This is a genomic window from Pelagimonas varians, from assembly GCF_003208435.1.
In the GTDB taxonomy this organism is placed as follows: domain Bacteria; phylum Pseudomonadota; class Alphaproteobacteria; order Rhodobacterales; family Rhodobacteraceae; genus Pelagimonas; species Pelagimonas varians.
Genome location: NZ_QKMF01000003.1, coordinates 56893 through 79954, shown reverse-complemented (window position 1 = coordinate 79954; position 23062 = coordinate 56893). Strand labels below are relative to the sequence as shown.

Genomic DNA, 23062 nt, shown 5'->3' with positions numbered 1-23062 from the left:
CTAAACCCCCAAATACCGGTTTGTGACATCATCGTTCAGATCTTGCATCGATCCAGTCCACACGTCTTGGCCGCGCTGCAAGATTACGGCACGATCCGCGACCTGCCCCAGTTCTCGCAGGGATTTATCAACCACCAAAATGGCCATCCCGGTTTCAAGTTTCAGCTTGGCAATCGCTGCCCAGATTTCCTGACGAACGATGGGGGCCAAGCCTTCGGTGGCTTCGTCCAAGATTAAAAGTCGCGGGTTGGTCATCAGCGCACGGCCAATGGCCAGCATTTGTTGTTCCCCGCCTGACAGGGACGCAGCGGATTGGTCACGTCGCTCTTCCAGCCTTGGAAACAATTTTGCCACGCGGGCGCTGTCCCAATGACCGGGACGTGCAGCAGCGATCAGGTTTTCCGCCACCGACAGACTGGCGAAACAGCGCCGCCCTTCGGGAACCAGCCCGACGCCCAAACGCGCCACTTTGTAAGATGGAAGGCGTGCCAGATCCTGCCCGGCCATGGTGATCTTGCCGGCAGTCACCGGCAACAACTTGCAAATGGTTTTGACAGTGGTGGATTTGCCCATCCCGTTGCGGCCCATCAAGGCCAATACATCGCCCTCGCCAAGCGTCAGTGAAACGCCAAACAAGGCTTGGGTTGCTCCGTAGGAGGCGGTGATTTTGTCAACCGAGAGCAGGGTCATTCTTCGTCCCCCAGATAGGCGGCGCGGACATCCGGATTGGTGCGGATCTCATGCACTGTGCCTGTGGCAATCACTTCGCCGTAGACCAGCACAGAAATCCGGTCGGCCAGTGCAAAAACCGCATCCATGTCGTGTTCCACCAAAAGGATCGGGGCCTCTGCCCGCAACCCGTCCAAAAAAACCGTCAGGCGTTTGGACCCTTCGGTGCCAAGCCCGGCCATCGGCTCATCCATCACAAAGGCGCGTGGTTTTAGTGTCAGTGCCACCGCGACTTCAAGCTGGCGGCGTTGACCGTGCGACAGTTCGGCGGTCATTGCCGAAGCGTGATCTTGAAGGCCGACACGCTGCAATGCATCTTCGGCCACAGCGCGCATGGCTTGGTCATCCAGGGCCGCACGCCAAAACTGGAACGGCGATGCCCCTGCCCCAAGCGCGCCAAGGGTGACGTTTTGCAAAACAGTGTCTTCCATCGCCAACGCTGAAATTTGAAAAGTCCGGCCAAGACCGCGCTTGGCCCGCGCCGCCGTTTTCAAGGCTGTCACGTCTTGCCCGTTCAAAAAGACCTGCCCTGCATCGGGTGCCAAACTGCCAGCGATCTGTTTGATCAAGGTGGATTTTCCGGCACCATTCGGCCCGATCAGCGCATGGATTTCACCAGCGCGCAGGTCAATCGACACATCCTTGCTGGCCTGCAAAGCGCCAAAGCTTTTGCTGATACCGCGGGTTTCGAGGATCACCTTAGTCATGGTTGGCCCCCTTGCCCGCAAAGGTGCCAATGACACCGCCACGTGCAAACAGCACAATCAGCAGTAGCAATAGGCCAAGATAGATATGCCAGTAGTCCGACAGCCCCCCCAACAGGTGTTCAAGCAAGATAAACAGAGCCGCCCCAACCACTGGTCCGAACAGGCGGGCGACACCGCCAAGGATGACAAAAACCATGATTTCGCCGCTTGTTTGCCAGCTGAACATTGTTGGGCTGACAAAGCGGTTCAGATCGGCAAACAACGCCCCGGCCAACCCCGTAATCATGCCCGAAATGGTAAAGGCCGCCAAGCGCAAACGATACGGAGAAATGCCCACAGTTTCGACCCGTTCCGCAGTTTGCCGCGCCGCATTCAGCGCCAAACCAAACGGGGATTTTGCCAGCCGCGCGCAGAAAAACAGCACCACTGCCAAGATTGCAAAACAGATTCCGTAAAACTGGATCGGGTCCAAGGTGTTCAGCCCCGGAAAACCGTTGCGCACATAGATCGGCAGCCCGTCTTCGCCGCCATAAGCAGGCCAACTGATCGAGAAAAAGAACAACATCTGCCCGAATGCCAGCGTGATCATAATAAAATACACACCCGTGGTGCGCAGCGACAAGACGCCGATGGCCAGCGCCGCCAGCCCGGACGAAATGATGGCGACCAGCCAGATCACCGGCATGGATTTGGTGCCTTCGATCAAAAACGGGCTTTCCAGTATCGGGCTATAGCTTTGGGCGTGGCTGGCAAGGATGCCCATTGCATAGCCGCCAATTCCAAAAAACGCTGCATGCCCCAAGCTGACCAACCCGCCCAGACCAAGCGCGATATTCAGCCCGACACCCGCAAGCGCAAGGATCACCGCTTTGGTCGCGAGGGTAATCATAAACGGCTCATCCGCGATCCATGCCCAGAGCGGGAACAAGATCAGCAGAGACATCATAACAATATTAAACAGGCTTTCACGGGTCATGCGCGCGCTCCGAACAGGCCGGTTGGACGCACAATCAAAACGCCCGCCATCAGGATGTAAATCAACATGGACGACAGGGACGATCCTGCCGATGTCGCGGCAGATGCCTCCATGAATTGCTTGAATAGCGCGGGCAGTAGAACGCCGCCCAATGTGTCGGTCAGCCCGACCAGAATGGACGCGATCAATGCGCCTTTGATCGATCCAATGCCGCCAATCACAATCACCACAAAGGCAAGGATCAAAACCGGCTCGCCCATGCCGACCTGCACCGATTGGATGGCTCCAACCAAGGCACCAGCAAGCCCTGCAAGGCCGGCCCCGATGGCAAAGACAATTGTGTATAGTTTGGAAATGTCGATGCCCAAGGCCGCGATCATCTCGCGGTCGTTTTCACCGGCGCGGATCTGGATGCCCAAACGGGTGCGGCTAATCAACAAGAACAGCCCCAAAGCAATCAGCAAACCCACCGCGATCAGCGTCAACCGATAGAGCGGGTATTCGATCCCCCCCGGCAGAGACACAGGCCCGGCCAAGTAAGACGGAATATTGAGAAACAACGGAAACGAGCCGAACAGCCAGCGCGTTCCTTCCGAAAAGATTAAGATCAGAGCAAAGGTCGCAAGAACCTGATCCAGATGGTCGCGGTTGTACAGCCGCCGGATCACCACCACTTCGACCAAGGCCCCAACTGCCGCCGCCGCGCTAAGCGCCGCAATTAGGGCAAGCACAAACGATCCGGTTGCGCCAGCCACTGCCGCCGCCGCAAAAGCACCGATCATAAAAAGCGAACCATGCGCAAGATTGATCAGGCCCATGACGCCAAACACCAGCGTTAAACCTGCGGCCATTACAAACAACATGATGCCCAGTTGCAGGCCGTTCAGAACCTGTTCGGCAAGGAGGATCATAGACATGAGGGGGTTTTCCGTATCCGGGTTCGGGTCCGGGCGTACAACCGCCCGAACCCTATAGGTGTTTAGAACTTACATTCAGCAGCGTAGACATCGCTGTGCTCGGTCAATGCTGTGCCAATGATCTTGTTGGTGTAAACGTCACCTTCCTTGATCACTTCGCGTACATAGATGTCTTGAATCGGGTGGTTGTTGGACCCGAATTTGAATGCGCCACGGGTGCTGTCAAAATCTGCGGCTTGTAGTGCGGTGCGGAAGGCATCTGCGTCATTGACATCAGCCACATCCATCGCGCTCATCAACAGGTTTGCAGTGTCAAAGCCCTGCGACGCATAGAGCGACGGCAAACGGCCATATTCAGCCTGAAAGGTTTCGACAAACTGCGCGTTGGTGGCATTGTCGATGTCTTTGCCCCACTGCGATGTGTTCACAACGCCCAGCGCAGCATCGCCAACCGCCTGCAAAATTCCCTGATCAAAGCTGAAGGCCGGACCAACAACGGGGATCTCTAAACCGCTGTCCGCATATTGCTTGAGAAAGGCAATGCCCATGCCGCCGGGCAAGAAGAAATAAACGCTATCGGCACCAGACGCCCGGATTTGCGCGATTTCTGACGCATAATCCGTCTGACCCAATTTGGTGAACAGCTCACCTGCCAGCTCGCCCTCATACATGCGTTTGTAGCCGGTCAGCGCATCTTGGCCTGCCGGATAGTTTGGCGCCAGAATGAACGAGTTGGCGTAGCCTGCGGTGTTGGCATAGGCCCCGCCCGCTTCGTGCAGGTTGTCGTTCTGCCATGCGACGTTGAAATAGTTTTCGTTGCAGCCTTTACCGGCCAAAACCGATGGGCCAGCATTCGGAGACAGGTAGAATTTGCCCTGTGCGACCGCCGCAGGCACAACGGCCATCGCAAGATTGGACCAAATAATGCCGGTCAACACGTCGACTTTTTCGGACTGGATCATTTTATCCGCCAGTTGCACCGCGATTTCCGGCTTGCGCTGGTCGTCTTCGATGACAACTTCGATGTCATTGCGGTCCGCTTGTCCAACGGCCAGCATAAAGCCGTCACGCACGTCGATGCCCAAGCCCGCGCCGCCGCCGGACAGGGTGGTGATCATCCCAACCTTGAGGCTGTGACCATCGGCCAGTGCCGCAAAGGGAAGCGACGCCATGCAGGTCGCCAGTGCCAGTGATTTCAATTTCATTAGTCTTTCTCCATGTTGGTCCACGCCGTCGCGCCTCTTGTGGGGGCTTTGCGTGTCGGATTAGTCAGGCTTTGGTCACGTCACAAGATGCCAGCCAAGTGTGCATTCATCTATGCACAGGCGGTAGCGTCAACATAAATATCGTTTTTAGTCTTAGACTTCTGGTCTGGGGGCCCATCATGCTACGCCCCCCGCTTTCAACAGAAAACGCTGGATCTTGCCGGTTTGCGTTTTGGGCAAAGCATCGCAAAATACGATCGAACGGGGGTATTTGAACGGAGCAATTGTAGCTTTGACATGATCTTGCAGGGTTTTGATAACGTCGCCGGACGCCTTAGCATTCTGGATCACGACATGCGCTTCGACCACCATGCCGCGCGCCTCATCCGGGGCACCGATCACGGCACATTCCTTGACCATCGGGTGTGCCAGCAGGGCTGCCTCTACCTCTGGTCCGGCGATATTATACCCCGCCGACACGATCATATCATCGTTGCGGGCGGCGAAATGCAGATAACCATTCGCATCCATGGAAAAGGCATCGCCAGTTATGTTCCAACCATTTTGAACATACCCTTGTTGACGGTCATCCGCCAAATATCGGCAGCCCGTCGGCCCGCGCACCGCAAGCCTGCCGACCTCGCCCGCCGGCAATGTCTCTCCATCCGGGCCGATGATCTTGACCTCATAGTCCGACACCGGTTTGCCGGTACACGCGGGGCGATGGTCATCAAACCGGTTCGAGATAAAGATATGCAGCATCTCGGTTGCGCCAATCCCGTCCAGCATCGGTTTGCCGGTTTTGGCCTGCCAATCCCCATAGACCGGCGCAGGCAAGGTTTCACCGGCTGACACCGCTGCGCGCAGGCTGCTAAGGTCTGCACCTTGCTCCATAGCCGCCAGCATAGCGCGATAGGCTGTGGGGGCGGTGAAACAGACCGTCGCCTTGTATTTTTGAATAATATCAACCATCTGTGGCGGGGAGGCATTTTCCAACAGTGTCGCCGCTGCCCCAAAGCGCAACGGGAAAATTGCAAGGCCGCCCAGCCCGAAGGTAAAGGCCAATGGCGGCGAGCCGACAAAAACATCCTCAGGCGTGACGCCCAGAACTTCGCGGGCATAACCGTCTGCGATGATCAGTAAATCGCGGTGAAAATGCATCGTGGCCTTCGGCGACCCCGTGGTGCCCGAAGTAAACCCCAGCAAAGCAACGTCATCGCGGCCGGTCTGGACTGCGTCGAACTGGACAGGCTTTTCCAAGGCCAACCGGTCCAAATCCGCGTCATGGTTTGACGTACCGTCAAAGCCGGTGACTGAGGTCAAGAAGGCTGAGGTTTCGGCGCAGGTTTCCAGTTCCTCCAGCAACCGTGTGTCGCACAGCGCATGGCTGATTTCTGCCTTATCGACAATTGCGGCCAACTCGCCTGCCCGCAACATCGGCATGGAATTCACCACCACGGCTCCGGCTTTGGTCGCGGCCAGCCAGCACGCCACCATCGCCGGATTGTTCGCCGACCGGATCAGCACGCGATTGCCGGGTTTGATGCCCAGATCATCGACCATCACATGCGCCAGACGGTTCGTCCAATCGCTCAGCTCTTTGTAAGTGCGCCGCCGGCCATTGCCGATGAGCGCCGTGTGATCGCCAAAGCCCTGCGTCACCATTTTATCGGTTAGCTCTTCGGCAACATTGATCCGGTCCGGATAGTCAAAGCCATCCAGCAGGAAATCAGGCAAATGCTCAGCCGCCGGAAGGTTGTCCCGACAAAACGTATCGATGTGCGCGCTCGGTCCTAGCATCTGCATCCCCTACAGCTCTGTCCGCACGTGCCACAGCTCTGGAAACAGCTCGACCGACAGCATCATTTTCAGATAATCCACACCGCCCGTTCCGCCGGTGCCACGTTTGAATCCGATCACCCGTTCAACCGTCGTCACATGGTTGAAGCGCCAACGTCGGAAATAGTCCTCAAGATCGACGAGTTTTTCACCCAATTCATAGAGCGTCCAATGGGTCGCCGGATCTTTGTAGACCTTCGCCCACAGCGCGCGCACTGCATCATCGGCTTGGTGGGGGGCGGTGGCAGGTGTCGAAATCAAGGCTTCGGGGACGTCGTGCCCTTGCTGCGCTGCAAAGGTCAAGACCGTCTGGTACAATGACAGTTCCGCCAATTCCGACTGTAGCCGCGCACTGCCGACAGGGTCATGAGAATGCGGTTTGAGCATCGCAAGGTTGCGGTTGCCGAGCGCATATTCAATCAAGCGGTACTGCAACGATTGAAAGCCCGAACTCATCCCCAACTGATCCCGAAACGTTGTGTAATCACTTGGGGTCATGGTGCGCAGCACATCCCACGCACTGTTCAGCTGTTCCATGATCCGCGACACGCGCGCCAAGGTCTTGAAGGCTTCGGGCAGCTTGTGGGCCGCGATGCAGCGCCGCGCCGACGCGACTTCGTGCAGCATCAGGTTCATCCACAGCTCCGAGGTTTGGTGCTGGATGATAAAAAGCAGTTCATCTGGCGCGTCGCTCAGCGGGTGCTGCGCCGACAGGATCGTGTCGATGTGCAGGTAATCGCCATAAGACATTTTGCGGGCAAAATCGGTTTCGGCCCCGTGCTTTTCAGGATCGTTTGTCATGCTATTGCCCCCAAGGTCGCAATTGTCTGGCGTGCGATAATCACGCGCTGCACATCCGATGCGCCTTCATAAATTCGAAGCGCCCTGATTTCTCGGTACAGCCGTTCAACGGTTTCACCAGACCGCACGCCGTCGCCGCCATGCAATTGCACCGCAGTGTCGATAATCTTTTGCGCGTGATCTGTGGCAAACAGTTTGGCCATCGCGGCCTCTCGGGTGATGCGCGGGGCACCACTGTCTTTGGTCCAGGCGGCGCGGTAAATCAGCAATGCCGCCGCATCAACGTCCAAGGCCATGTCGGCAATATGCCCCTGTACCATTTGCAAATCCGCCAATGGTGCGCCCTGCACATGGCGGGTTGTGACCCGTTTCACAGCCTCATCCAACGCACGGCGGGCAAAGCCAAGGGCCGCAGCACCGACCGTCGCGCGAAACACATCCAAAACCGACATGGCAATTTTGAACCCCTGCCCCGATTTTCCGATCAAAGCACTGGCCGGAATACGGCAATTGTCGAATTCCAAAGTGGCCAGTGGATGCGGCGCGATTGTATCAAGCCTGTCTGCAATGGTCAGGCCGGGGGTGTCTGCCGGTACAACAAAAGCCGACAATCCCTTGGCCCCCGGCGCATCGCCTGTGCGGGCAAAAACGGTATAGACATCGGCAATTCCACCGTTGGAAATCCACGTCTTTTCACCGTTCAGCACATAAAACTCACCGTCCAATTCCGCCGTCATCGTGCTGTTGGCAACGTCTGAACCGGACTGGGGTTCGGTCAAGGCAAAGGCTGAAATCGCTTCCCCTGCGCGGGTTTTGGGCAACCAGTCTGCTTTTTGCGCGTCGGATCCGAAAAGCGAAATCGCACCCGTGCCAAGCCCCTGCATCGCAAAGGCAAAATCCGCCAGCCCGTCATGGCGCGCCAGTGTTTCGCGGATCAGACACAGGCTTCGAACATCCAACTTGCCTTCGGGGGATGCACTGTGTTGCAACCAACCAGCCGTTCCCAAGGCCGCCACAAGTTTCCTGCAAGACTGGTCTGCATTCGCATGATCGATCTGCGCCAGATTGGCCAGCGCCCAATCTTCTAGCCCATCGGCCAAAGCGCGGTGATGATCCTCAAAGAACGGCCATGTCAAAAAGCTGCGATCCGCCATCAGTTGCCCTCAAACATTGGTTTTTCCTTGGCAACAAAGGCACGGAAGGCCCGTTCGAAATCTGCGGTTTGCATGCACAAGGCCTGCGCTTGCGCCTCGGCCTCAATCGCTTGTTCGATCGACATCGACCATTCCTGAACCAACATGGTTTTGGTCATCATATGCCCAAAGTTCGGCCCATCCGAGATCCGGCGGGCCAAGGTTTCGGCCGCAGCGTCCAAATCATCCGCAGGGACAACCGAATTGTAAAACCCCCAAGCTGCGCCTTCATCCGCCAACATGGACCGTCCCGTATAGAGCAGCTCAGCGGCGCGGCCCTGCCCGATGATCCTTGGCAAAATCGCGCAGGCCCCCATATCGCAGCCCGCCAAACCAACACGCGTGAATAGAAAAGCGCATTTCGTGTCGGGCGTGGCGATGCGCAAGTCCGAGGCCATCGCAATGATCGCCCCCGCGCCGACGCAGACCCCATCAATGGCCGCAATCACCGGCTTGCCGCAATTGACAATGGCTTTGACCAGATCACCAGTCATGCGGGTAAAGGCCAGTAATTCCTTCATCGTCATTTTGGTCAAAGGGCCAATGATTTCATGGACATCACCGCCCGAACTGAAATTGCCGCCATTCGATCCAAAGACCACGGCATTCACGTCATCCGCATAGACCAAATCCCGAAACCAGTCGCGCAATTCAGCGTAGCTGTCAAAGGTCAGCGGGTTCTTGCGGTCTGGCCGGTCCAACGCAACAAAGGCTATCCCGTCCCGGATTTCGCAGCGAAAATGCGTAACATCAGTGCGCATCATGTGTCCTCTTCTTCAGTCAGCGTCCCGACCAAACCATCTAAACGGGCCGCCAACGCGACCGCCTCACCTTGGTCAAAACTACCCAGCATGTGATCAACCCAAGCCTCATGCGCCGCAGCCTGACGGGAAAATTCGGCACGCCCCTTGTCGGTCAGCTGCACCAGAGAGGCGCGCCGGTCACCGGGCACGGGAACGCGCACCACCAAACCTTCGTCGGTCAGGCGGTCGACAATTCCCGTCACATTGCCGTTCGAGACCCGCAAAACACCCGAAAGCGCGCTCATCTTCAGTCCGCCGTCGAAACGCGACAGCGCTGCCATCACATCAAAACGCGGCAGGGTAGCGCCAAATTCGCGTCGCAGGTTTTCGCGTAATTCCGCCTCGACCAGCCGTGTGGACTTGAGCAATCGCAACCATAGGCGCAACCGGTCTTTAGAAGCTGGTTCATGCGCCTCTGGCATCGGGTCCAAACTCATATCTCGCCCCCGGTCAGGTTCAAGGTATGGCCATTGACCGAACGTGCCGATGACGAACACAGCCAGAGCACAGCACCTGCAACTTCATCCACCTGAATAAATCGCTGTTGCGGGTTGCCGCGTTTCAACGATTTGGCGGCGTCTTGCGCGCTCATGCCGGTTTTTTCGCTGATGTTGGAAATGGATCGCTCAAGCATCGGCGTCTCCACAAATCCCGGACAGATTGCATTAACAGTAATGCCGGTTGAGGCCAGTTCAACGGCCAAAGCGCGGGTCAAACCGACAACGCCATGCTTGGCTGCGCAATACCCAGCCACATAGGGATAGCCCTTAAGCCCTGCGGTCGAGGCCACGGCGATCAACTGGCCTTCTCCGGCCAGTTCCAAATCTGGCAACGCCGCTTGAAAGCAGTTGAAAACGCCGGTCAAATTGACATCCAGCATGTGCTGAAAGGCATCCACAGTGGTTTTTCGAAATTGCATGCTTTGCGCGGCACCGGCATTGGCAATCACCGCCCCAATCGGCCCGTTAAGTTCCCGCGCTTGGCGAAACGCGGCATCCACTGCCTGCCTGTCAGTGACATCGCAGGTGATCCAACCTATGAATTTATGCTGTTTTGCAACCGCGCGCAGTGGTGCCTCGCGGCGGCCCAAAATCGTGACTTTGGCACCGGCATGGGCCAGCGTTTCGGCAACCGCTGCGCCAACGCCAGTGCCGCCTCCTGTGACAATGATATGACGGTCAGAAACGCTCATACCCGGCCCATTCCTTCAGCGGTTTTATCCGCAAGACGCCATGCCTGATCGCGGCCTGCCTCATAGGGTTTGGGCCAGATTTCTTGCCGGTCGCCCAGCGCCGTTGCCGCGTGCAAGGTCCAATACGGGTCCGCCAAATGCGGCCGCGCAAGGCACACCAAATCTGCGCGCCCAGCCATCAAGATCGAATTGACGTGATCGGCCTCAAAGATATTGCCAACCGCCATGGTTTTGATCCCCGCCTCGTTGCGGATACGGTCGGAAAAAGGGGTTTGGAACATGCGGCCGTAGACCGGCGCGGCCTGCGAAGAGGTTTGCCCCGCCGATACGTCGATAATATCCGCGCCTGCATCCGCGAACGCCTTGGCGATCTGCACAGCCTCATCCGGCGTCACCCCTTCGTCGCCCAGCCAATCAGTGGCAGAGATGCGCACGGACATCGGCTTGCCCTGTGGCCATGCGGCGCGCATCGCCGCAAAAACTTCGACCGGATAGCGCAGCCGGTTTTCCAAGCTGCCACCGTAGGCGTCATCGCGCACATTCGAGGCCGGAGAGATAAAGGAAGAGATCAGATAGCCATGGGCTGCGTGCAATTCGATCATGTCAAACCCTGCGCGATCCGCCATTTGCACCGATTTCACAAACTGATCTCGTACTGCATCCATATCATCGCGCGTCATGGCGCGCGGCGTTGCGTTCCCATCAGACCACGCAATTTCGGAGGCGGACATCAGATCCCAATTGCCCGAGGCCAGAGGTTCATCCATGCCCTCCCACCCGACACGGGTTGACCCTTTGCGGCCGGAATGGCCGATCTGGCAACAGGTTTTGGCCTCGGTCTCGGCGTGGATAAACCGGTTCAGCCGCGCCCAAGCCGCCTCATGTTCGGGGGCATACAATCCCGGGCATCCGGGGGTAATGCGCCCATCCGCCGACGCGCAGGTCATTTCGGTATAAATCAGTCCGGCACCGCCCTTGGCGCGTTCGCCATAGTGGATCAGATGCCAATCGGTCGGGCAGCCATCCTGCGCCTTGTATTGCGCCATCGGCGACACAACCACGCGATTTTTCAAGGACATATCGCGCAATTGGAACGGGGCAAACATCGGGGCACGCGGGGTTTCACTGCTGGCAGCCCCTGCTTGCACCTGAAACCAGTTTTCGGCGGAGCCAAGCCAAGCCGGATCACGTTCACGCAGGTTTTCATGACTAATCCGCTGGCTGCGCGTCAGCAAGGAGTAGTTCAACTGCACCGGATCAAGATGTAAATACCGCTCGACATCTTCAAACCATTCTACCGAATTTCGGGCAGCTGATTGCAGGCGCAAAACCTCGACACGGCGGTGATCTTGGTATTTGTCGAAGGCCTGCTGAAGCGATGGCTCTTCTGCGATATATTCCGCCAAGGCCATGGCGCTTTCCAACGCCAGCTTGGTGCCGGACCCGATCGAAAAATGCGCCGTGGCCGAGGCATCCCCCAGCAAAACGATATTCTCGTGGCTCCAGTTTTGGCACAAAACCCGTGGAAATTGCAGCCAGGCCGATCCGCGAATATGACCTGCGTTTGTCATCAAGGCATGACCGCCAAGGTGATCTTTGAACACCTCCTGGCAGGTTGTGATGCAGTCTTGCTGGCTCATCTCGCCAAAGCCATAGGCATCAAAGGTCTCTTGCGAACATTCGACAATGAAGGTCGCGGTGTCCTCATCGAATTGGTAGGCATGCGCCCAAAGCCAGCCCTTGTCGGTTTGTTCAAAAATGAAGGTAAAGGCGTCATCAAATTTCTGATGTGTGCCCAACCAGACAAACTGGCACTTCCGTGTATCGATTTCGGGTTGAAACGCCGGCGCAAATTCGCTGCGTGTTTTGGAATTCAACCCGTCGCTGGCAACGACAACATCAAATTCGGAGGCATATTCGGCAGCAGACGCAACTTCGGTTTCAAAGCGAAGGTCGATGCCCAGCGCCCTTGCCCGGTCTTGCAACAACAACAGCAAACGTTTGCGTCCGATTCCGCAAAATCCGTGCCCTGTGGACAGCATCTTTTGACCGCTGTGATGTACCGCAATGTCGTCCCAATAGGCAAAGTGTGCCCGAATATCCGCCGCGCTTTGTTCATCATTTTGCGCCAGATTGTCCAAGGTTTCGTCTGACAGGACGACCCCCCAACCAAAGGTATCATCCGAACGGTTACGTTCAAAAACCACCACCTCAGCGTCTGGCAGACGCAGCTTGATCGAAATCGCAAAATAGAGACCGGCCGGGCCGCCCCCGAGACATGCAAAGCGCATCATCAACTCCTGAGGTTGTCATACGACTCGCAGCTTAGGGGCAGGCTTAATTTGCTTCAAGCAAAAATATTTTATACTTAAAGTTTATTCGTAACCCCCTGCAAAACGGAGTTTTTTAAGCGGAGAGCTGGCTTGACGCGGGGCGGCACTTGGCATTCAATTGCAACACGTTGTTTCACACACTGGAGGCGACCTTGCGCTGTAGAGACCTGACATTGCTCAAATATCGCACCAATTCAGGTGTTGCTTTGCATAACGGACTGCGGAGGAACACTGCATGGGCAGCGAAGTGATGCCTCGACGGATATTGGTGCTGGGGGCCTATGGGTTGATCGGCGCAGAGGTCGCCCAGACCCTTGTCGCCAAAGGTCATATTGTTCACGCAGCAGGGCGCGATGCACAAGCCGCTGCACGCAGGTTGCCGACAATGCCCTTCACGCAGCTGGACATGGCTACGCTGACAAAACCGGATGATTGGCATCGCCATTTGCAAAATACGGACTGTGTGGTCAATTGCGCCGGAGCCTTGCAAGACGGCGGCGGAACCGACCTTGAAGCGCTGCACCACCACGCACTTGCTGCATTGGGTCAGGCGGCAGAAAAACATGGCATTCTAGTCGTGCAAATCTCGGCGATCGGAGCCGAGTTAGACACCCCAATTCAGTTTCTATCCAGCAAGGCGCGCGGCGAAGCGGCTCTTTTAGCGTCAGGTTCAAAGGCTGTGATTTTTCGCCCCGGTTTGGTTTTGGCCCAAGGGGCCTATGGCGGCACTGGATTGATCCGCATGTTGGCCGCAGTGCCGGTGTTACAACCGCTTGCACTGCCGAATGCGCGGATGCAAAGCGTTGCCGCCGGCGACGTTGCAACGGCGGTTGCCATGGCTGTCGTGGGTGAATTACCCGACGGGTCAACGTATGATCTGGTGGAGCAAAGCCCGCAAACCCTTAAAGACATCATCGCCGGGCATCGCGCGGCTTTGGGCTTTGCCCCGGCGCGCTGGCACTGGACAGCCCCCGAATGGATGCTGGGACTGACCGGCTGGGGGGCCGATACACTGGGGAAGTTAGGCTGGCGCAGCCCGCTTCGGTCAACCGCGACACAGGTGCTTCGTCAAGATGTGACCGGCGATCCGGCCCCGTGGTCCGCGCAGAGCGCACCACTACCGGCGCTACCGCAGATTTTGCAAACCCTACATCTTGGACCCGAGCACCGCCTCCAAGCCCGCATGGCCCTATTGATGCCGCTTTGCGTTGCGATCCTGGCGGTGTTTTGGTTCACCTCGGGCCTTTTCGGACTGATCAGCCTAGCGAATGCCGCTGCGCATTTGGAGACCGCAGGATGGGGCAGCGGAGCGGCCCGTGCATCGGTGGTCTTTTGGTCCCTCGTCGACATAGGCCTTGCCGCTGCTTTGCTTTGGCGTCCTTGGGCACAAAAGGCCTGTCTGGGCATGGTCGCGGTAAGCGCGATCTATCTCGGCCTTGGCAGCCTGATCACACCGGGCATGTGGCTTGATCCCTTGGGACCAATGGTCAAAATAGGCCCCGCGATCGGATTGGCCTTGGTCACATGGGCCCTGCTTGAGGAACGTTGATGCTATTTGAACTGACCTTACGGTGGGTGCATATTGTCGGGGCGACTGTGCTATTGGGCACCGGGGCAGGCATCGCATTCTTTATGCTGATCGCCCATTTCACACGCGACGCCAAAATTATTGCGCATGTCTCCGGCACGGTTGTGTTGGCTGACACGGTGTTTACCGCCACCGCCGTTCTTATGCAGCCGGTCACCGGATGGCTTTTGGCCCGCGAAACCGGCTGGGATCTGACCGAAGGCTGGATCGCAGTTTCACTGGGCCTGTACGTTCTGACCGGCGCCTTTTGGCTGCCCGTCGTGTGGATACAAATCCAGTTGCGCAATATTGCACGGGTCTGCGCCGCCACAGGCACCGCCCTGCCCGCCCGATACGACAAACTGTTTCGCATTTGGTTTGCTTGCGGATTTCCCGCGTTCTTTGCAGTTGCCGGAATCTTATGGCTGATGCTAGCGCGGCCTACCCTATGGTGAACGTCACCCCAGCATGGGTACGCCGCCCAGATTGTCCCGCTCGCTCAGCTGCATTTTGAAACCGCGCGCAATGCGGTGCGCCAGTTCTATCCAGGCATCTGCACTGGCCTCCGGCAATTCGCGCCGCACCACCTGCTCGAACATCTCCAGCCACGGGCCGAAATGCGGCACCTTCACGTCGCGGGCTGCCATATGCACCATCATAGGATTGCCGCTATAAACAGGATCGCGCAAAATAGCGTTGCGCCAGAAACGGCCAATTTTGTCGATGTGATCGGCCCATTCGGCATCGGTTTCGCCAATATGTGCTGCAAACACCGGCCCCAATTCGGGATGCACCCGAATGCGCGCATAAAACACCTCCATCACCCAATCGATCTGATCAGCGGTGACGGGAAATCGGGCAAGAGGGTTGGTCATCAGCGGCTCCTTAATCCGATAAAATCAGTAAGCCTTTTGAACAAGGCCTGCCAGCGGACAGATTAGCGCATCATTGAACCTTGCGCTTGCACCCTCTGGACGCCGTGCGCCGCCGCGCCTATAACGCCCCCATGATGTATATCCGTGCAATCATCATTCGAATTATATACCCGGCGCTCTAAAACACGAGCCGCCGGGACAAGGCGTCTGGAATGCCGCGCCGCCCCTTTCCATATTTCCTGACAGATCAGTCCGAAGGACGCCCCAAATGTGCGCCGATACGCCTAAAGATACCCCCGAGTATAAACAGACCCTCAATCTGCCCAAAACCGATTTCCCCATGCGCGCTGGCCTGCCCAAGCGTGAACCGGCATGGCTGGACCGCTGGGAGAAAATCGGGGTCTATGACCGCCTGCGTGAAAAGGCCCTTGCGGTCAAAGGTACCGACGCCGAGCGCGCGCCCTTTACCCTGCATGATGGCCCTCCCTATGCCAACGGCCATCTGCATATCGGCCACGCGCTGAACAAAACCATCAAAGACATGATTGTGCGCAGCCATCAAATGATGGGCCGCGACGCGCGCTACATCCCCGGTTGGGATTGCCACGGCCTGCCGATCGAATGGAAAATCGAAGAGCAGTACCGCAAAAAAGGCAAAGACAAAGACGACGTCAATGTCATCGACTTCCGTCAAGAATGCCGCAAGTTTGCCGAAGGCTGGGTGGATGTGCAGCGCGAAGAATTCAAGCGTTTGGGCATCACCGGCAATTGGGCCGATCCCTATCTGACGATGAATTTCCACGCCGAACGCGTCATCGCCGAAGAATTCATGAAGTTTTTGATGAATGGCACGCTTTATCAAGGCTCCAAGCCCGTTATGTGGTCGCCGGTTGAAAAGACCGCCTTGGCCGAGGCCGAGGTTGAATACCACGATCACAAAAGCCACACGATCTGGGTGCCCTTCAAGGTCCAGAATGGCTCTGGCGATCTGGCCACGGCCCGCGTTGTGATCTGGACAACAACCCCGTGGACGATCCCGTCCAACAAGGCTGTCGCCTTTGGCAAAGGCATTTCCTATGGCCTGTACGAAGTCACCGGAACACCGGAAGAATGCTGGTGTGCGGCAGGCGAAACATACATTCTAGCCGATACTTTGGCAGCGGACGTCTTTACCGCAGCCCGCCTCGAAGAAGGCCAGTTCAAGCGCGTGCGCGATGTCGCAGCGGATGAGCTTGACGGCTTGGTTCTTGCCCACCCCTTCAACGGTATGGACGGTGCAGACGGGTATTGGGACTATGATGTTCCGATGATCGACGGCGACCACGTCACCGATGACGCGGGCACCGGATTTGTGCACACCGCCCCCAGCCACGGCCAAGAAGACTATGAATGCTTTGTTGCGCGCAACTGGCTGGACCGGATGACACATAACGTCGGCGAGGAATCCGAATTCCTGAGCCACGTTCCGTTCTTTGCGGGCATGAGGGTCTTTGACCAAAAAGGCAAAGAAGGAAAAGCCAACAACGCTGTGATTGCCAAGCTGGTCGAAGCGGGCGGCATCATCGCCCGCGGCCGCGTGGCGCACAGCTATCCGCATTCGTGGCGCTCCAAAGCACCGATCATCTATCGCAACACCCCGCAGTGGTTTGCGTCGGTTGATCGCGAAGTGGGTGACGGGCTGGACACGCATGGCAAAACCATCCGCTCGCGCGCGCTCAATTCGATCGACGAGCTCGTGAAATGGTGGCCACAAACCGGCCGCAACCGCCTGTATTCCATGATCGAAGCGCGCCCGGACTGGGTGCTGTCACGCCAACGCGCTTGGGGGGTTCCGCTAACCTGCTTTACACGCAAAGGCCTGCTGCCCACCGATCCCGATTTTCTGTTGCGCAATGATGCCGTGAACGCCCGCGTTGCGGCCGCGTTTGAAGTCGAAGGCGCAGATTGCTGGTATGCCGATGGGGCAAAAGAACGCTTCCTTGGCAGCGACGTAAACCCCGACGACTACGATCAAGTGTTCGACGTTCTCGATGTGTGGTTCGACAGTGGCACCACCCACGCCTTTGTCTTGCGCGACCGCGAAGACGGCAGCGAAGACGGCATCGCCGATGTCTATATGGAAGGCACCGACCAACACCGAGGTTGGTTCCACTCATCGCTGCTACAAGCCTGTGGCACCTTGGGCCGCGCGCCCTATCGCAACGTGGTCACACATGGCTTTACGCTGGACGAAAAGGGCAACAAGATGTCCAAATCGCTCGGCAATACTATCGTGCCGGAAAAGGTCATCCAACAATATGGCGCGGATATCTTGCGTCTTTGGGTTGCCCAGACCGATTACATGGTCGACCAGCGGATCGGGCCGGAAATCCTGAAAGGCGTGGCAGACAGCTATCGCCGCTTGCGCAACACCATGCGCTATATGCTTGGCGCGCTGAACGATTTCAAACCAGAGCAGCGCGTTCCTGTCGAAGAGATGCCGGAACTTGAACGCTTGATGCTGCACCGTCTTGCCGAAATCGACCATCAGGTGCGCAAGGGCTACTCGGAATTCGATTTTCAGGGCGTTTTCTCGACTGTGTTCAATTTTGCGACGATTGATCTGTCGAGCTTCTATTTCGATATCCGCAAGGACGCGCTGTATTGTGATGGCGACAGCCACCGCGCTAATGCCTGCCGCACAGTGCTGGACATCTTGTTCCACCGCTTGACCACATGGCTTGCGCCAATCCTGGTCTTCACCATGGAAGAAGTCTGGCTAGAGCGCTTCCCCGGCGAGGCCAGCTCGGTCCACTTGATCGATATGCCTGAAACGCCCAAGGATTGGCTGGACGAACCTTTGGCCGCAAAATGGGCCGAGGTGCGCAAGGTGCGCCGTGTCGTGACCGCCGCGCTTGAGGTGCAACGGACGGACAAGGTTATCGGGGCCTCTCTCGAAGCGGCACCAGTTGTGCATGTGCGCGACGCCGATACTTTGGCTGCGCTGAAATCTGTCAACTTTGAAGACATCTGCATCACCTCGGCAATTTCGCTGTCAGGTGATCCACAGCCCGCCGAAGCCTTCCGCATGCCGGAAACCGAAGGCGTGGGCGTGGTGTTTGAAAAGGCCGATGGTGAAAAGTGTCAGCGCTGTTGGAAAATCCTGCCAGATGTCGGACAGCACAAACATGCCGGCACCTGCAAGCGGTGTAACGACGCCTTGGGCTAAACGGAAACAGGCGGGGGCAACCCCGCCTTTTGACCAAACGATACCGTCAAAAGATGCCATTTGGCAAAGGCAGGCACCCCCTGTGCCAACGACTTAGAAAGACGATGAGCCCAATGTCCGAACCGCGCATGAAGGTTGTCTTGGTGACACCCGACATTCCATATAATACCGGTGCAATCGGGCGAACCTGTCTTGCGCTCAATCTGGAGCTGATCCTGATCAAGCCCTACGGGTTTTCCATCGATGAGAAGGCCGTGCGCCGCGCTGGAATGGACTATTGGAAGCATGTAGATCTGTGCCAATACGAGAACTGGCAAGATTTTCTGGATGATCGCAAACCGCCGCGTGACAGCCTCTATTTCTTTGAGGAATATGGCGAGCAGACCATTTACGACCCTGATTACGATCAGGAGGGATATCTGGTTTTCGGATGTGAAACCAAGGGGCTCCCGCCCGAGCTACTGGCCGGTCTGGATGATCGTGTTTTCAATTTGCCGATGCTTAATCCAAAGGTGCGATCACTCAATTTGGCAAATGTGGCAACTGCGGTGATTTATCAAGCAATGCGCAGCCAGCTCGGCGGTTAATACCCGAGCGCCAACTCAACTAAAAAACCGCCCCCTGCCTTAGGCTCGGGGCGGTTTTTCTTTGCCTCGGCAATCTTACGGTATCAAGAACAATGTTATCGCCGGAAACGCCACCAAGAGCACGACGCGAACAAGGTCTGATGTTACAAACCACATCACTGCTTTGTAGGTTTCGACCATCGGCGTTGACCGGTCCATCGCGTTGATAATGAACAGGTTCATGCCCACTGGCGGGGTGATAAGCCCCACTTCGACGACGATCAAAACCAGGATCCCGAACCAGATCGCAACGTGTTCCGGCGACATCCCGAAATCAAGCGCTGAAATCACCGGAAAGAAGATCGGGATCGTCAACAAGATCATCGACAGGCTGTCCATCAAGCAGCCAAACACCAGATAGAAGGCCAAGATCATAATCAGTACGGTCCAACTGCTGAACCCCTGCCCGACAACCCATTGAGACAGCTCTTGCGGCACTTGGGACAGCGCCAGGAACGAATTATAGAAGGCCGCGCCCAGCACAATGAAAAAGATCATTGCCGTGCTGGTAGCGGTGGCGATGATGCTTTCCTTGAACACTTCCCAGCTAAGATTGCCCGAAACCAAGGCAATAACACCCGTACCCGCCGCGCCGATTGCAGCCCCTTCGGTGGGGGTGAACCAACCCAGATAAATCCCGCCAACAACCAAGCCGAACACCAAGACCACCGGCCAGACATCGATCAGGGCTTTGACACGTTCGGGCATTGGCACAGCCGCACGCGTGCCAGCACTTTCGGGATTCACACGGACGTAGATCGAGATGGTCAGGATATACCCGAGCGCTGCAAGAATTCCGGGAATGAAGGCTGCTAGGAACAGTTTGGCGATGTTCTGTTCGGTCAAGATTGCGTAAATCACCAAAATCACCGACGGAGGGATCAAAATGCCCAGCGTTCCTCCCGCCGCCAAAGTCGCGGTGCTAAATCCGCCAGCATAGCCATATTGACGCAGTTCCGGCAGGGCGACCCGGCTCATCGTGGCAGCCGTTGCAAGGGATGATCCACAGATCGCGCCAAAGCCAGCACAGGCCCCAACAGCCGCCATAGCCACGCCGCCTTTGCGGTGTCCAAGCCAGCTTTCGGCCGCTTTGAACAAAGCAGACGACATGCCAGACAACGTCGCAAACTGCCCCATAAGCAGGAACATCGGGATAATGGTCAGCGAATAGCTAGAGAAGGTCGAATAGGTTTCATTCTTGAGCTTGGCCAACACCATCGTGCTGCCGCCCATTGAAAAATACAGGCCGCCTATGCCGCATAGCATCATCGCAAGGCCGATAGGTGCGCGCAGGAAAATCATCACCAACAGAACCGGGAAGGACACATAGCCCATTTCAAGCATAGTCAATGGGAGGCTCCTTCGGAGTAGGGGAGAATGTGCCGCTTGGTCAGGGTTTCGGCGATACGGGCAAAGGCTGTGTAGATCGCCGTGATCGCCGCGATAGCCGACGCGAACAGGCTGGCAGCATAGGCCCACCAGATCGGGAATTGCAGCATGAAAGTTGTCTCGCCATAGTCCAGTTTGTTCATCGTGCCTTCATACAGGCGCCACGTGATGACAATCATCAAAATGGCAAAAATAACCTCCCAAAACGCTTGGATAAACTTGTTGGCCTTGACGGACAAAAAGGAGGTAAAAATGTCTACTGTCGCATGGCTTGAATAGAGCTGAGCCACTGGCAAAAAGGAAAAGATCGCAAAAGCCACCCCCGCCTCGACCAATTCGAAATCACCTGTAATCGGACCAACACCGGTCCCGATCAGCGCCTTGCCCAATCCTTCCGCCATAAATTCCGCATGACCAAGTGTGTTCAATCCGCGCCCTAAGACACTGACACAAATTAGTATTACCAACACAGTCAGCACTGTGCCGCCGATGATTGCCATCACCCGCGCCATGTTTTCCATCGCGCGCTCTATCCGATTTAGCATGAATTTTTCCTTTGGATCGGCAAGGGTGCCCCCACATCCGCAAATGCGGGGGCAGTCCGATCAGCTTCCCTTTAGATCCAGACAGGATCAAGGCCGGATATGACGATCCGATTACTTGGTGTTTTTGGCGATCAGCTCAGCGGCGCGGGCCCTCAAAGCCGTACCGTCGATCCCTTTTTCGTCCATCTCGGCAACCCATGCTTCGGTGGTCGAGGCAGCTGCCGCTTTCCATCCGTCAACTTGAGCTTCATCCAGCACGATAATGTTGTTGCCACGATCTTTGGCCTGCATGTACGAGCTTTCGTCGTCCATCTGCATCTGTTTGCCGGCAAAGCCGGAGAACTCAAGGCCTGAGTTGGCATCAATCACGGCCTTAAGATCGTCAGGCAGCGCATTGTAGCGGTCTTTGTTCATCGCAAAAACAAAGGTCGTTGTGTACAAAACATCATCGCCAAATGTGGTGTGATTTCCCACCATTTCGTTGACTTTCAAGGCGCCGGTGACTTCCCAAGGAATGACGGTCGCGTCGATAACACCTTTGGACAGCGCTTCGGGCACCGCTGGAACCGGCATACCCACGGGCGTTGCGCCCAGATTGCTGAACATTTTGTTGGTCAGACGTGTTGGCGCACGCAGCTTTACACCGTTGAGGTCGTCAACTGTTGTGATTGGCTCTTTGGAGTGGATAACGCCCGGGCCGTGAACCCATAGGCCCAAAACTTTGACCTGCTTAAAGTCGTCGTCCAGCATGCTTTCTTCGGCCAATTCCCAATAGGCGCGCGACACGGCCTCGGCGTTGGTCATGGTGAAGGGCAGTTCGAACACCTCGGCACGCGGGAAACGGCCAGGGGTGTAGCCTGCAACAGTCCAGGTAATATCGGCAACGCCATCAACAACTTGGTCAAACAATTGGGGAGGCGAGCCACCGAGCTGCATTGACGGGAAGCGTTGGATTTCGATGCGGCCGTCGCTGTCGGCTTCGACCTTGTTGGCCCAGACGTCCAGTACGTTTTTCGGAACATTGGCCTGCGCGGGCAGGAATTGATGTAGACGCAGCGTGACCTCAGCGGCCATAGCGCTGGTTGCCAGCGCACCAGTGGTGATGGCTGCCATAGCAACCGTTTTCAGGAACGTCCTGCGAAGCTGAGTCATAATATCCTCCCAATATGACCGTCGTCGGCATGGTTGGCGCTCCTCTGCACCAACGGCCAAATATGTGTATCGCACTATTCTAGTTTTGAACCAACAGGCGACAGCGGTTCCAACATGCGATGCCAGATTAGTCTGGGACAAGATCGTTTCAAATGCAACAACTTTGGGCGCTAGCAGGTTTCACTATTTTTCAATGGCGTATTAAGTTGTTCATTTTCAACAGCTTACCGTGCAACTCCAACCAAGACCGGACGGAAGTTCGCGCAACATTCCCTATCATTATGCCAATAACGCGCCCGAAATCACGTTAGCCCACCTCCACATCGACCAATCGGGTTCATAGATTCGCAAAGTCGACCCTCTGGACGGGAATAGGGCCATTCGGCTCTTATCCAATATACAGCTCAGAACCATTTGGTTCGCATCAGAAACCGCAATTAGGTCGACCATTTGCGACACTCATACCGTTTCACAACAAAATGGGCCTGCCCGCTCCGGACAAGCCCATCTTACCACTCCGGGCGCGCAATTGCGCCAACGCCGAACAAACTATCAGCGCCTAAAAACCGTACATCCGTTTCGCCCATTGAAACCCGATGATCAGCCCCTTCATCCGGGGCAGCATAATCAGCGAACTGGTAATCGCCAATGTCAGGCCAATTGTGACCATGGTAATCGGCTCTGGCCGCCATGTGACAAACGAGAAATGCATCGCAAAACCAACGATATGGCCGACAATCAAGATGGTCAGATAGGCCGGACCATCGTCCGCTTTGGCGCGGCTCAGCTCTAACCCGCAGCAATCACAGGTTTCGTTCACCTTGAGATAGCTATGCAGGATCGCACCTTTGCCGCAATCAGGGCAACGCAGCAAAAGCCCACGACCGATGGCGCGCTTGACGCTCCGTTCGGGCTGATCTGTCAAAATCTGGCTATTCGCCTGTGTCATGGTGATTCTCCTACATCTTGGCCACTGGATACAGTTTCAATATATTGAATGCAATC

The 23062-nt window shown here is 56.5% G+C and carries 21 protein-coding genes; 4 read left to right on the top strand and 17 right to left on the bottom strand.

What is annotated here, in order from left to right:
• From C8N36_RS04720 to C8N36_RS04665, 12 genes are all read right to left on the bottom strand, one after another.
• Window positions 1–690 (bottom strand): ABC transporter ATP-binding protein, encoded by a 690-nt coding sequence (locus tag C8N36_RS04720; RefSeq protein ID WP_097804839.1) that lies wholly within the window; start codon window positions 688–690, stop codon window positions 1–3.
• A complete protein-coding gene (locus tag C8N36_RS04715) occupies window positions 687–1436 on the bottom strand; it encodes an ABC transporter ATP-binding protein (protein ID WP_097804840.1) in 750 nt (249 codons plus the stop codon). The genes C8N36_RS04720 and C8N36_RS04715 overlap by 4 nt, the downstream gene beginning before the upstream one ends.
• Window positions 1429–2412: a branched-chain amino acid ABC transporter permease gene (locus C8N36_RS04710; protein ID WP_097804841.1), complete on the bottom strand. Its 984-nt coding sequence runs from the start codon at window positions 2410–2412 to the stop codon at window positions 1429–1431. The genes C8N36_RS04715 and C8N36_RS04710 overlap by 8 nt, the downstream gene beginning before the upstream one ends.
• Window positions 2409–3329: a branched-chain amino acid ABC transporter permease gene (locus tag C8N36_RS04705; RefSeq protein WP_097804842.1), complete on the bottom strand. Its 921-nt coding sequence runs from the start codon at window positions 3327–3329 to the stop codon at window positions 2409–2411. Before C8N36_RS04705 ends, C8N36_RS04710 begins: the two co-directional genes overlap by 4 nt.
• Window positions 3330–3391: 62 nt before the next feature.
• On the bottom strand, window positions 3392–4534 hold the full coding sequence (locus C8N36_RS04700; RefSeq protein ID WP_097804843.1) for an ABC transporter substrate-binding protein: 1143 nt from the start codon (window positions 4532–4534) through the stop codon (window positions 3392–3394).
• A 177-nt stretch (window positions 4535–4711) separates the two neighbouring features.
• A complete protein-coding gene (locus C8N36_RS04695) occupies window positions 4712–6334 on the bottom strand; it encodes an AMP-binding protein (protein WP_097804915.1) in 1623 nt (540 codons plus the stop codon).
• Between the two features lie 9 nt (window positions 6335–6343).
• Window positions 6344–7174, bottom strand: coding sequence for a tryptophan 2,3-dioxygenase (gene kynA / locus C8N36_RS04690; protein ID WP_097804844.1), 831 nt, complete (start codon window positions 7172–7174; stop codon window positions 6344–6346).
• Entirely contained in the window at window positions 7171–8328 is a 1158-nt protein-coding gene (locus C8N36_RS04685; RefSeq protein ID WP_097804845.1) for an acyl-CoA dehydrogenase family protein, read from the bottom strand. The genes kynA and C8N36_RS04685 overlap by 4 nt, the downstream gene beginning before the upstream one ends.
• Complete coding sequence (locus C8N36_RS04680; RefSeq protein ID WP_370739151.1) at window positions 8328–9128, bottom strand: enoyl-CoA hydratase family protein; 801 nt, start codon at window positions 9126–9128, stop codon at window positions 8328–8330. The genes C8N36_RS04685 and C8N36_RS04680 overlap by 1 nt, the downstream gene beginning before the upstream one ends.
• Entirely contained in the window at window positions 9128–9607 is a 480-nt protein-coding gene (locus C8N36_RS04675) for a MarR family winged helix-turn-helix transcriptional regulator (protein ID WP_097804847.1), read from the bottom strand. The genes C8N36_RS04680 and C8N36_RS04675 overlap by 1 nt, the downstream gene beginning before the upstream one ends.
• A complete protein-coding gene (locus C8N36_RS04670; protein WP_097804848.1) occupies window positions 9604–10362 on the bottom strand; it encodes an SDR family NAD(P)-dependent oxidoreductase in 759 nt (252 codons plus the stop codon). Before C8N36_RS04670 ends, C8N36_RS04675 begins: the two co-directional genes overlap by 4 nt.
• Window positions 10359–12653, bottom strand: coding sequence for a bifunctional salicylyl-CoA 5-hydroxylase/oxidoreductase (locus tag C8N36_RS04665; RefSeq protein WP_097804916.1), 2295 nt, complete (start codon window positions 12651–12653; stop codon window positions 10359–10361). Before C8N36_RS04665 ends, C8N36_RS04670 begins: the two co-directional genes overlap by 4 nt.
• Before the next feature lie 277 nt (window positions 12654–12930).
• On the opposite strand from C8N36_RS04665, the gene C8N36_RS04660 reads away from it, so the two are divergent.
• Window positions 12931–14244: an SDR family oxidoreductase gene (locus C8N36_RS04660; protein WP_097804849.1), complete on the top strand. Its 1314-nt coding sequence runs from the start codon at window positions 12931–12933 to the stop codon at window positions 14242–14244.
• The gene (locus C8N36_RS04655; protein ID WP_097804850.1) at window positions 14244–14717 is read left to right on the top strand and encodes a DUF2269 family protein; all 474 of its coding nucleotides are present in this window, start codon (window positions 14244–14246) and stop codon (window positions 14715–14717) included. Before C8N36_RS04660 ends, C8N36_RS04655 begins: the two co-directional genes overlap by 1 nt.
• A gap of 3 nt (window positions 14718–14720) precedes the next feature.
• On the opposite strand, the gene C8N36_RS04650 is transcribed toward C8N36_RS04655, so the two are convergent.
• Window positions 14721–15137 (bottom strand): group III truncated hemoglobin, encoded by a 417-nt coding sequence (locus C8N36_RS04650; protein WP_097804851.1) that lies wholly within the window; start codon window positions 15135–15137, stop codon window positions 14721–14723.
• Window positions 15138–15405: 268 nt separating this feature from the next.
• Between C8N36_RS04650 and ileS the strand changes: the two genes are divergently transcribed.
• Window positions 15406–18345, top strand: a complete 2940-nt coding sequence (gene ileS / locus C8N36_RS04645; protein ID WP_097804852.1) for an isoleucine--tRNA ligase — start codon at window positions 15406–15408, stop codon at window positions 18343–18345.
• A gap of 113 nt (window positions 18346–18458) precedes the next feature.
• The gene (locus C8N36_RS04640; protein ID WP_097804853.1) at window positions 18459–18932 is read left to right on the top strand and encodes a tRNA (cytidine(34)-2'-O)-methyltransferase; all 474 of its coding nucleotides are present in this window, start codon (window positions 18459–18461) and stop codon (window positions 18930–18932) included.
• Between the two features lie 75 nt (window positions 18933–19007).
• On the opposite strand, the gene C8N36_RS04635 is transcribed toward C8N36_RS04640, so the two are convergent.
• The 4 genes from C8N36_RS04635 to C8N36_RS04620 all read right to left on the bottom strand — a co-directional run bounded on the left by C8N36_RS04635 (window position 19008) and on the right by C8N36_RS04620 (window position 23006).
• Window positions 19008–20321: a TRAP transporter large permease gene (locus C8N36_RS04635; protein WP_097804854.1), complete on the bottom strand. Its 1314-nt coding sequence runs from the start codon at window positions 20319–20321 to the stop codon at window positions 19008–19010.
• Window positions 20318–20905 carry a TRAP transporter small permease gene (locus C8N36_RS04630; RefSeq protein WP_176527087.1) on the bottom strand — a complete coding sequence of 196 codons (588 nt, stop codon included), beginning with the start codon at window positions 20903–20905 and terminating at the stop codon, window positions 20318–20320. The genes C8N36_RS04635 and C8N36_RS04630 overlap by 4 nt, the downstream gene beginning before the upstream one ends.
• 111 nt (window positions 20906–21016) lie before the next feature.
• Complete coding sequence (locus tag C8N36_RS04625; RefSeq protein WP_097804856.1) at window positions 21017–22057, bottom strand: TRAP transporter substrate-binding protein; 1041 nt, start codon at window positions 22055–22057, stop codon at window positions 21017–21019.
• Between the two features lie 559 nt (window positions 22058–22616).
• Window positions 22617–23006 carry a DUF983 domain-containing protein gene (locus C8N36_RS04620; RefSeq protein WP_097804857.1) on the bottom strand — a complete coding sequence of 130 codons (390 nt, stop codon included), beginning with the start codon at window positions 23004–23006 and terminating at the stop codon, window positions 22617–22619.
• Window positions 23007–23062: the final 56 nt, after the last annotated feature.

Bases quoted from the DNA above. Each gene is read 5' to 3' on its own strand.
- C8N36_RS04650 (WP_097804851.1), bottom strand. From the start codon at position 15,137: ATGACCAACCCTCTTGCCCGATTTCCCGTCACCGCTGATCAGATCGAT.
- C8N36_RS04640 (WP_097804853.1), top strand. From the start codon at position 18,459: ATGTCCGAACCGCGCATGAAGGTTGTCTTGGTGACACCCGACATTCCA.
- C8N36_RS04715 (WP_097804840.1), bottom strand. From the start codon at position 1,436: ATGACTAAGGTGATCCTCGAAACCCGCGGTATCAGCAAAAGCTTTGGC.
- C8N36_RS04680 (WP_370739151.1), bottom strand. From the start codon at position 9,128: ATGCGCACTGATGTTACGCATTTTCGCTGCGAAATCCGGGACGGGATA.
- C8N36_RS04620 (WP_097804857.1), bottom strand. From the start codon at position 23,006: ATGACACAGGCGAATAGCCAGATTTTGACAGATCAGCCCGAACGGAGC.
- C8N36_RS04700 (WP_097804843.1), bottom strand. From the start codon at position 4,534: ATGAAATTGAAATCACTGGCACTGGCGACCTGCATGGCGTCGCTTCCC.
- C8N36_RS04705 (WP_097804842.1), bottom strand. From the start codon at position 3,329: ATGTCTATGATCCTCCTTGCCGAACAGGTTCTGAACGGCCTGCAACTG.
- C8N36_RS04685 (WP_097804845.1), bottom strand. From the start codon at position 8,328: ATGGCGGATCGCAGCTTTTTGACATGGCCGTTCTTTGAGGATCATCAC.
- ileS (WP_097804852.1), top strand. From the start codon at position 15,406: ATGTGCGCCGATACGCCTAAAGATACCCCCGAGTATAAACAGACCCTC.
- C8N36_RS04660 (WP_097804849.1), top strand. From the start codon at position 12,931: ATGGGCAGCGAAGTGATGCCTCGACGGATATTGGTGCTGGGGGCCTAT.
- C8N36_RS04670 (WP_097804848.1), bottom strand. From the start codon at position 10,362: ATGAGCGTTTCTGACCGTCATATCATTGTCACAGGAGGCGGCACTGGC.
- C8N36_RS04630 (WP_176527087.1), bottom strand. From the start codon at position 20,905: ATGCTAAATCGGATAGAGCGCGCGATGGAAAACATGGCGCGGGTGATG.
- C8N36_RS04625 (WP_097804856.1), bottom strand. From the start codon at position 22,057: ATGACTCAGCTTCGCAGGACGTTCCTGAAAACGGTTGCTATGGCAGCC.
- C8N36_RS04695 (WP_097804915.1), bottom strand. From the start codon at position 6,334: ATGCTAGGACCGAGCGCGCACATCGATACGTTTTGTCGGGACAACCTT.
- C8N36_RS04675 (WP_097804847.1), bottom strand. From the start codon at position 9,607: ATGAGTTTGGACCCGATGCCAGAGGCGCATGAACCAGCTTCTAAAGAC.
- C8N36_RS04665 (WP_097804916.1), bottom strand. From the start codon at position 12,653: ATGCGCTTTGCATGTCTCGGGGGCGGCCCGGCCGGTCTCTATTTTGCG.
- C8N36_RS04710 (WP_097804841.1), bottom strand. From the start codon at position 2,412: ATGACCCGTGAAAGCCTGTTTAATATTGTTATGATGTCTCTGCTGATC.
- C8N36_RS04720 (WP_097804839.1), bottom strand. From the start codon at position 690: ATGACCCTGCTCTCGGTTGACAAAATCACCGCCTCCTACGGAGCAACC.
- C8N36_RS04655 (WP_097804850.1), top strand. From the start codon at position 14,244: ATGCTATTTGAACTGACCTTACGGTGGGTGCATATTGTCGGGGCGACT.
- kynA (WP_097804844.1), bottom strand. From the start codon at position 7,174: ATGACAAACGATCCTGAAAAGCACGGGGCCGAAACCGATTTTGCCCGC.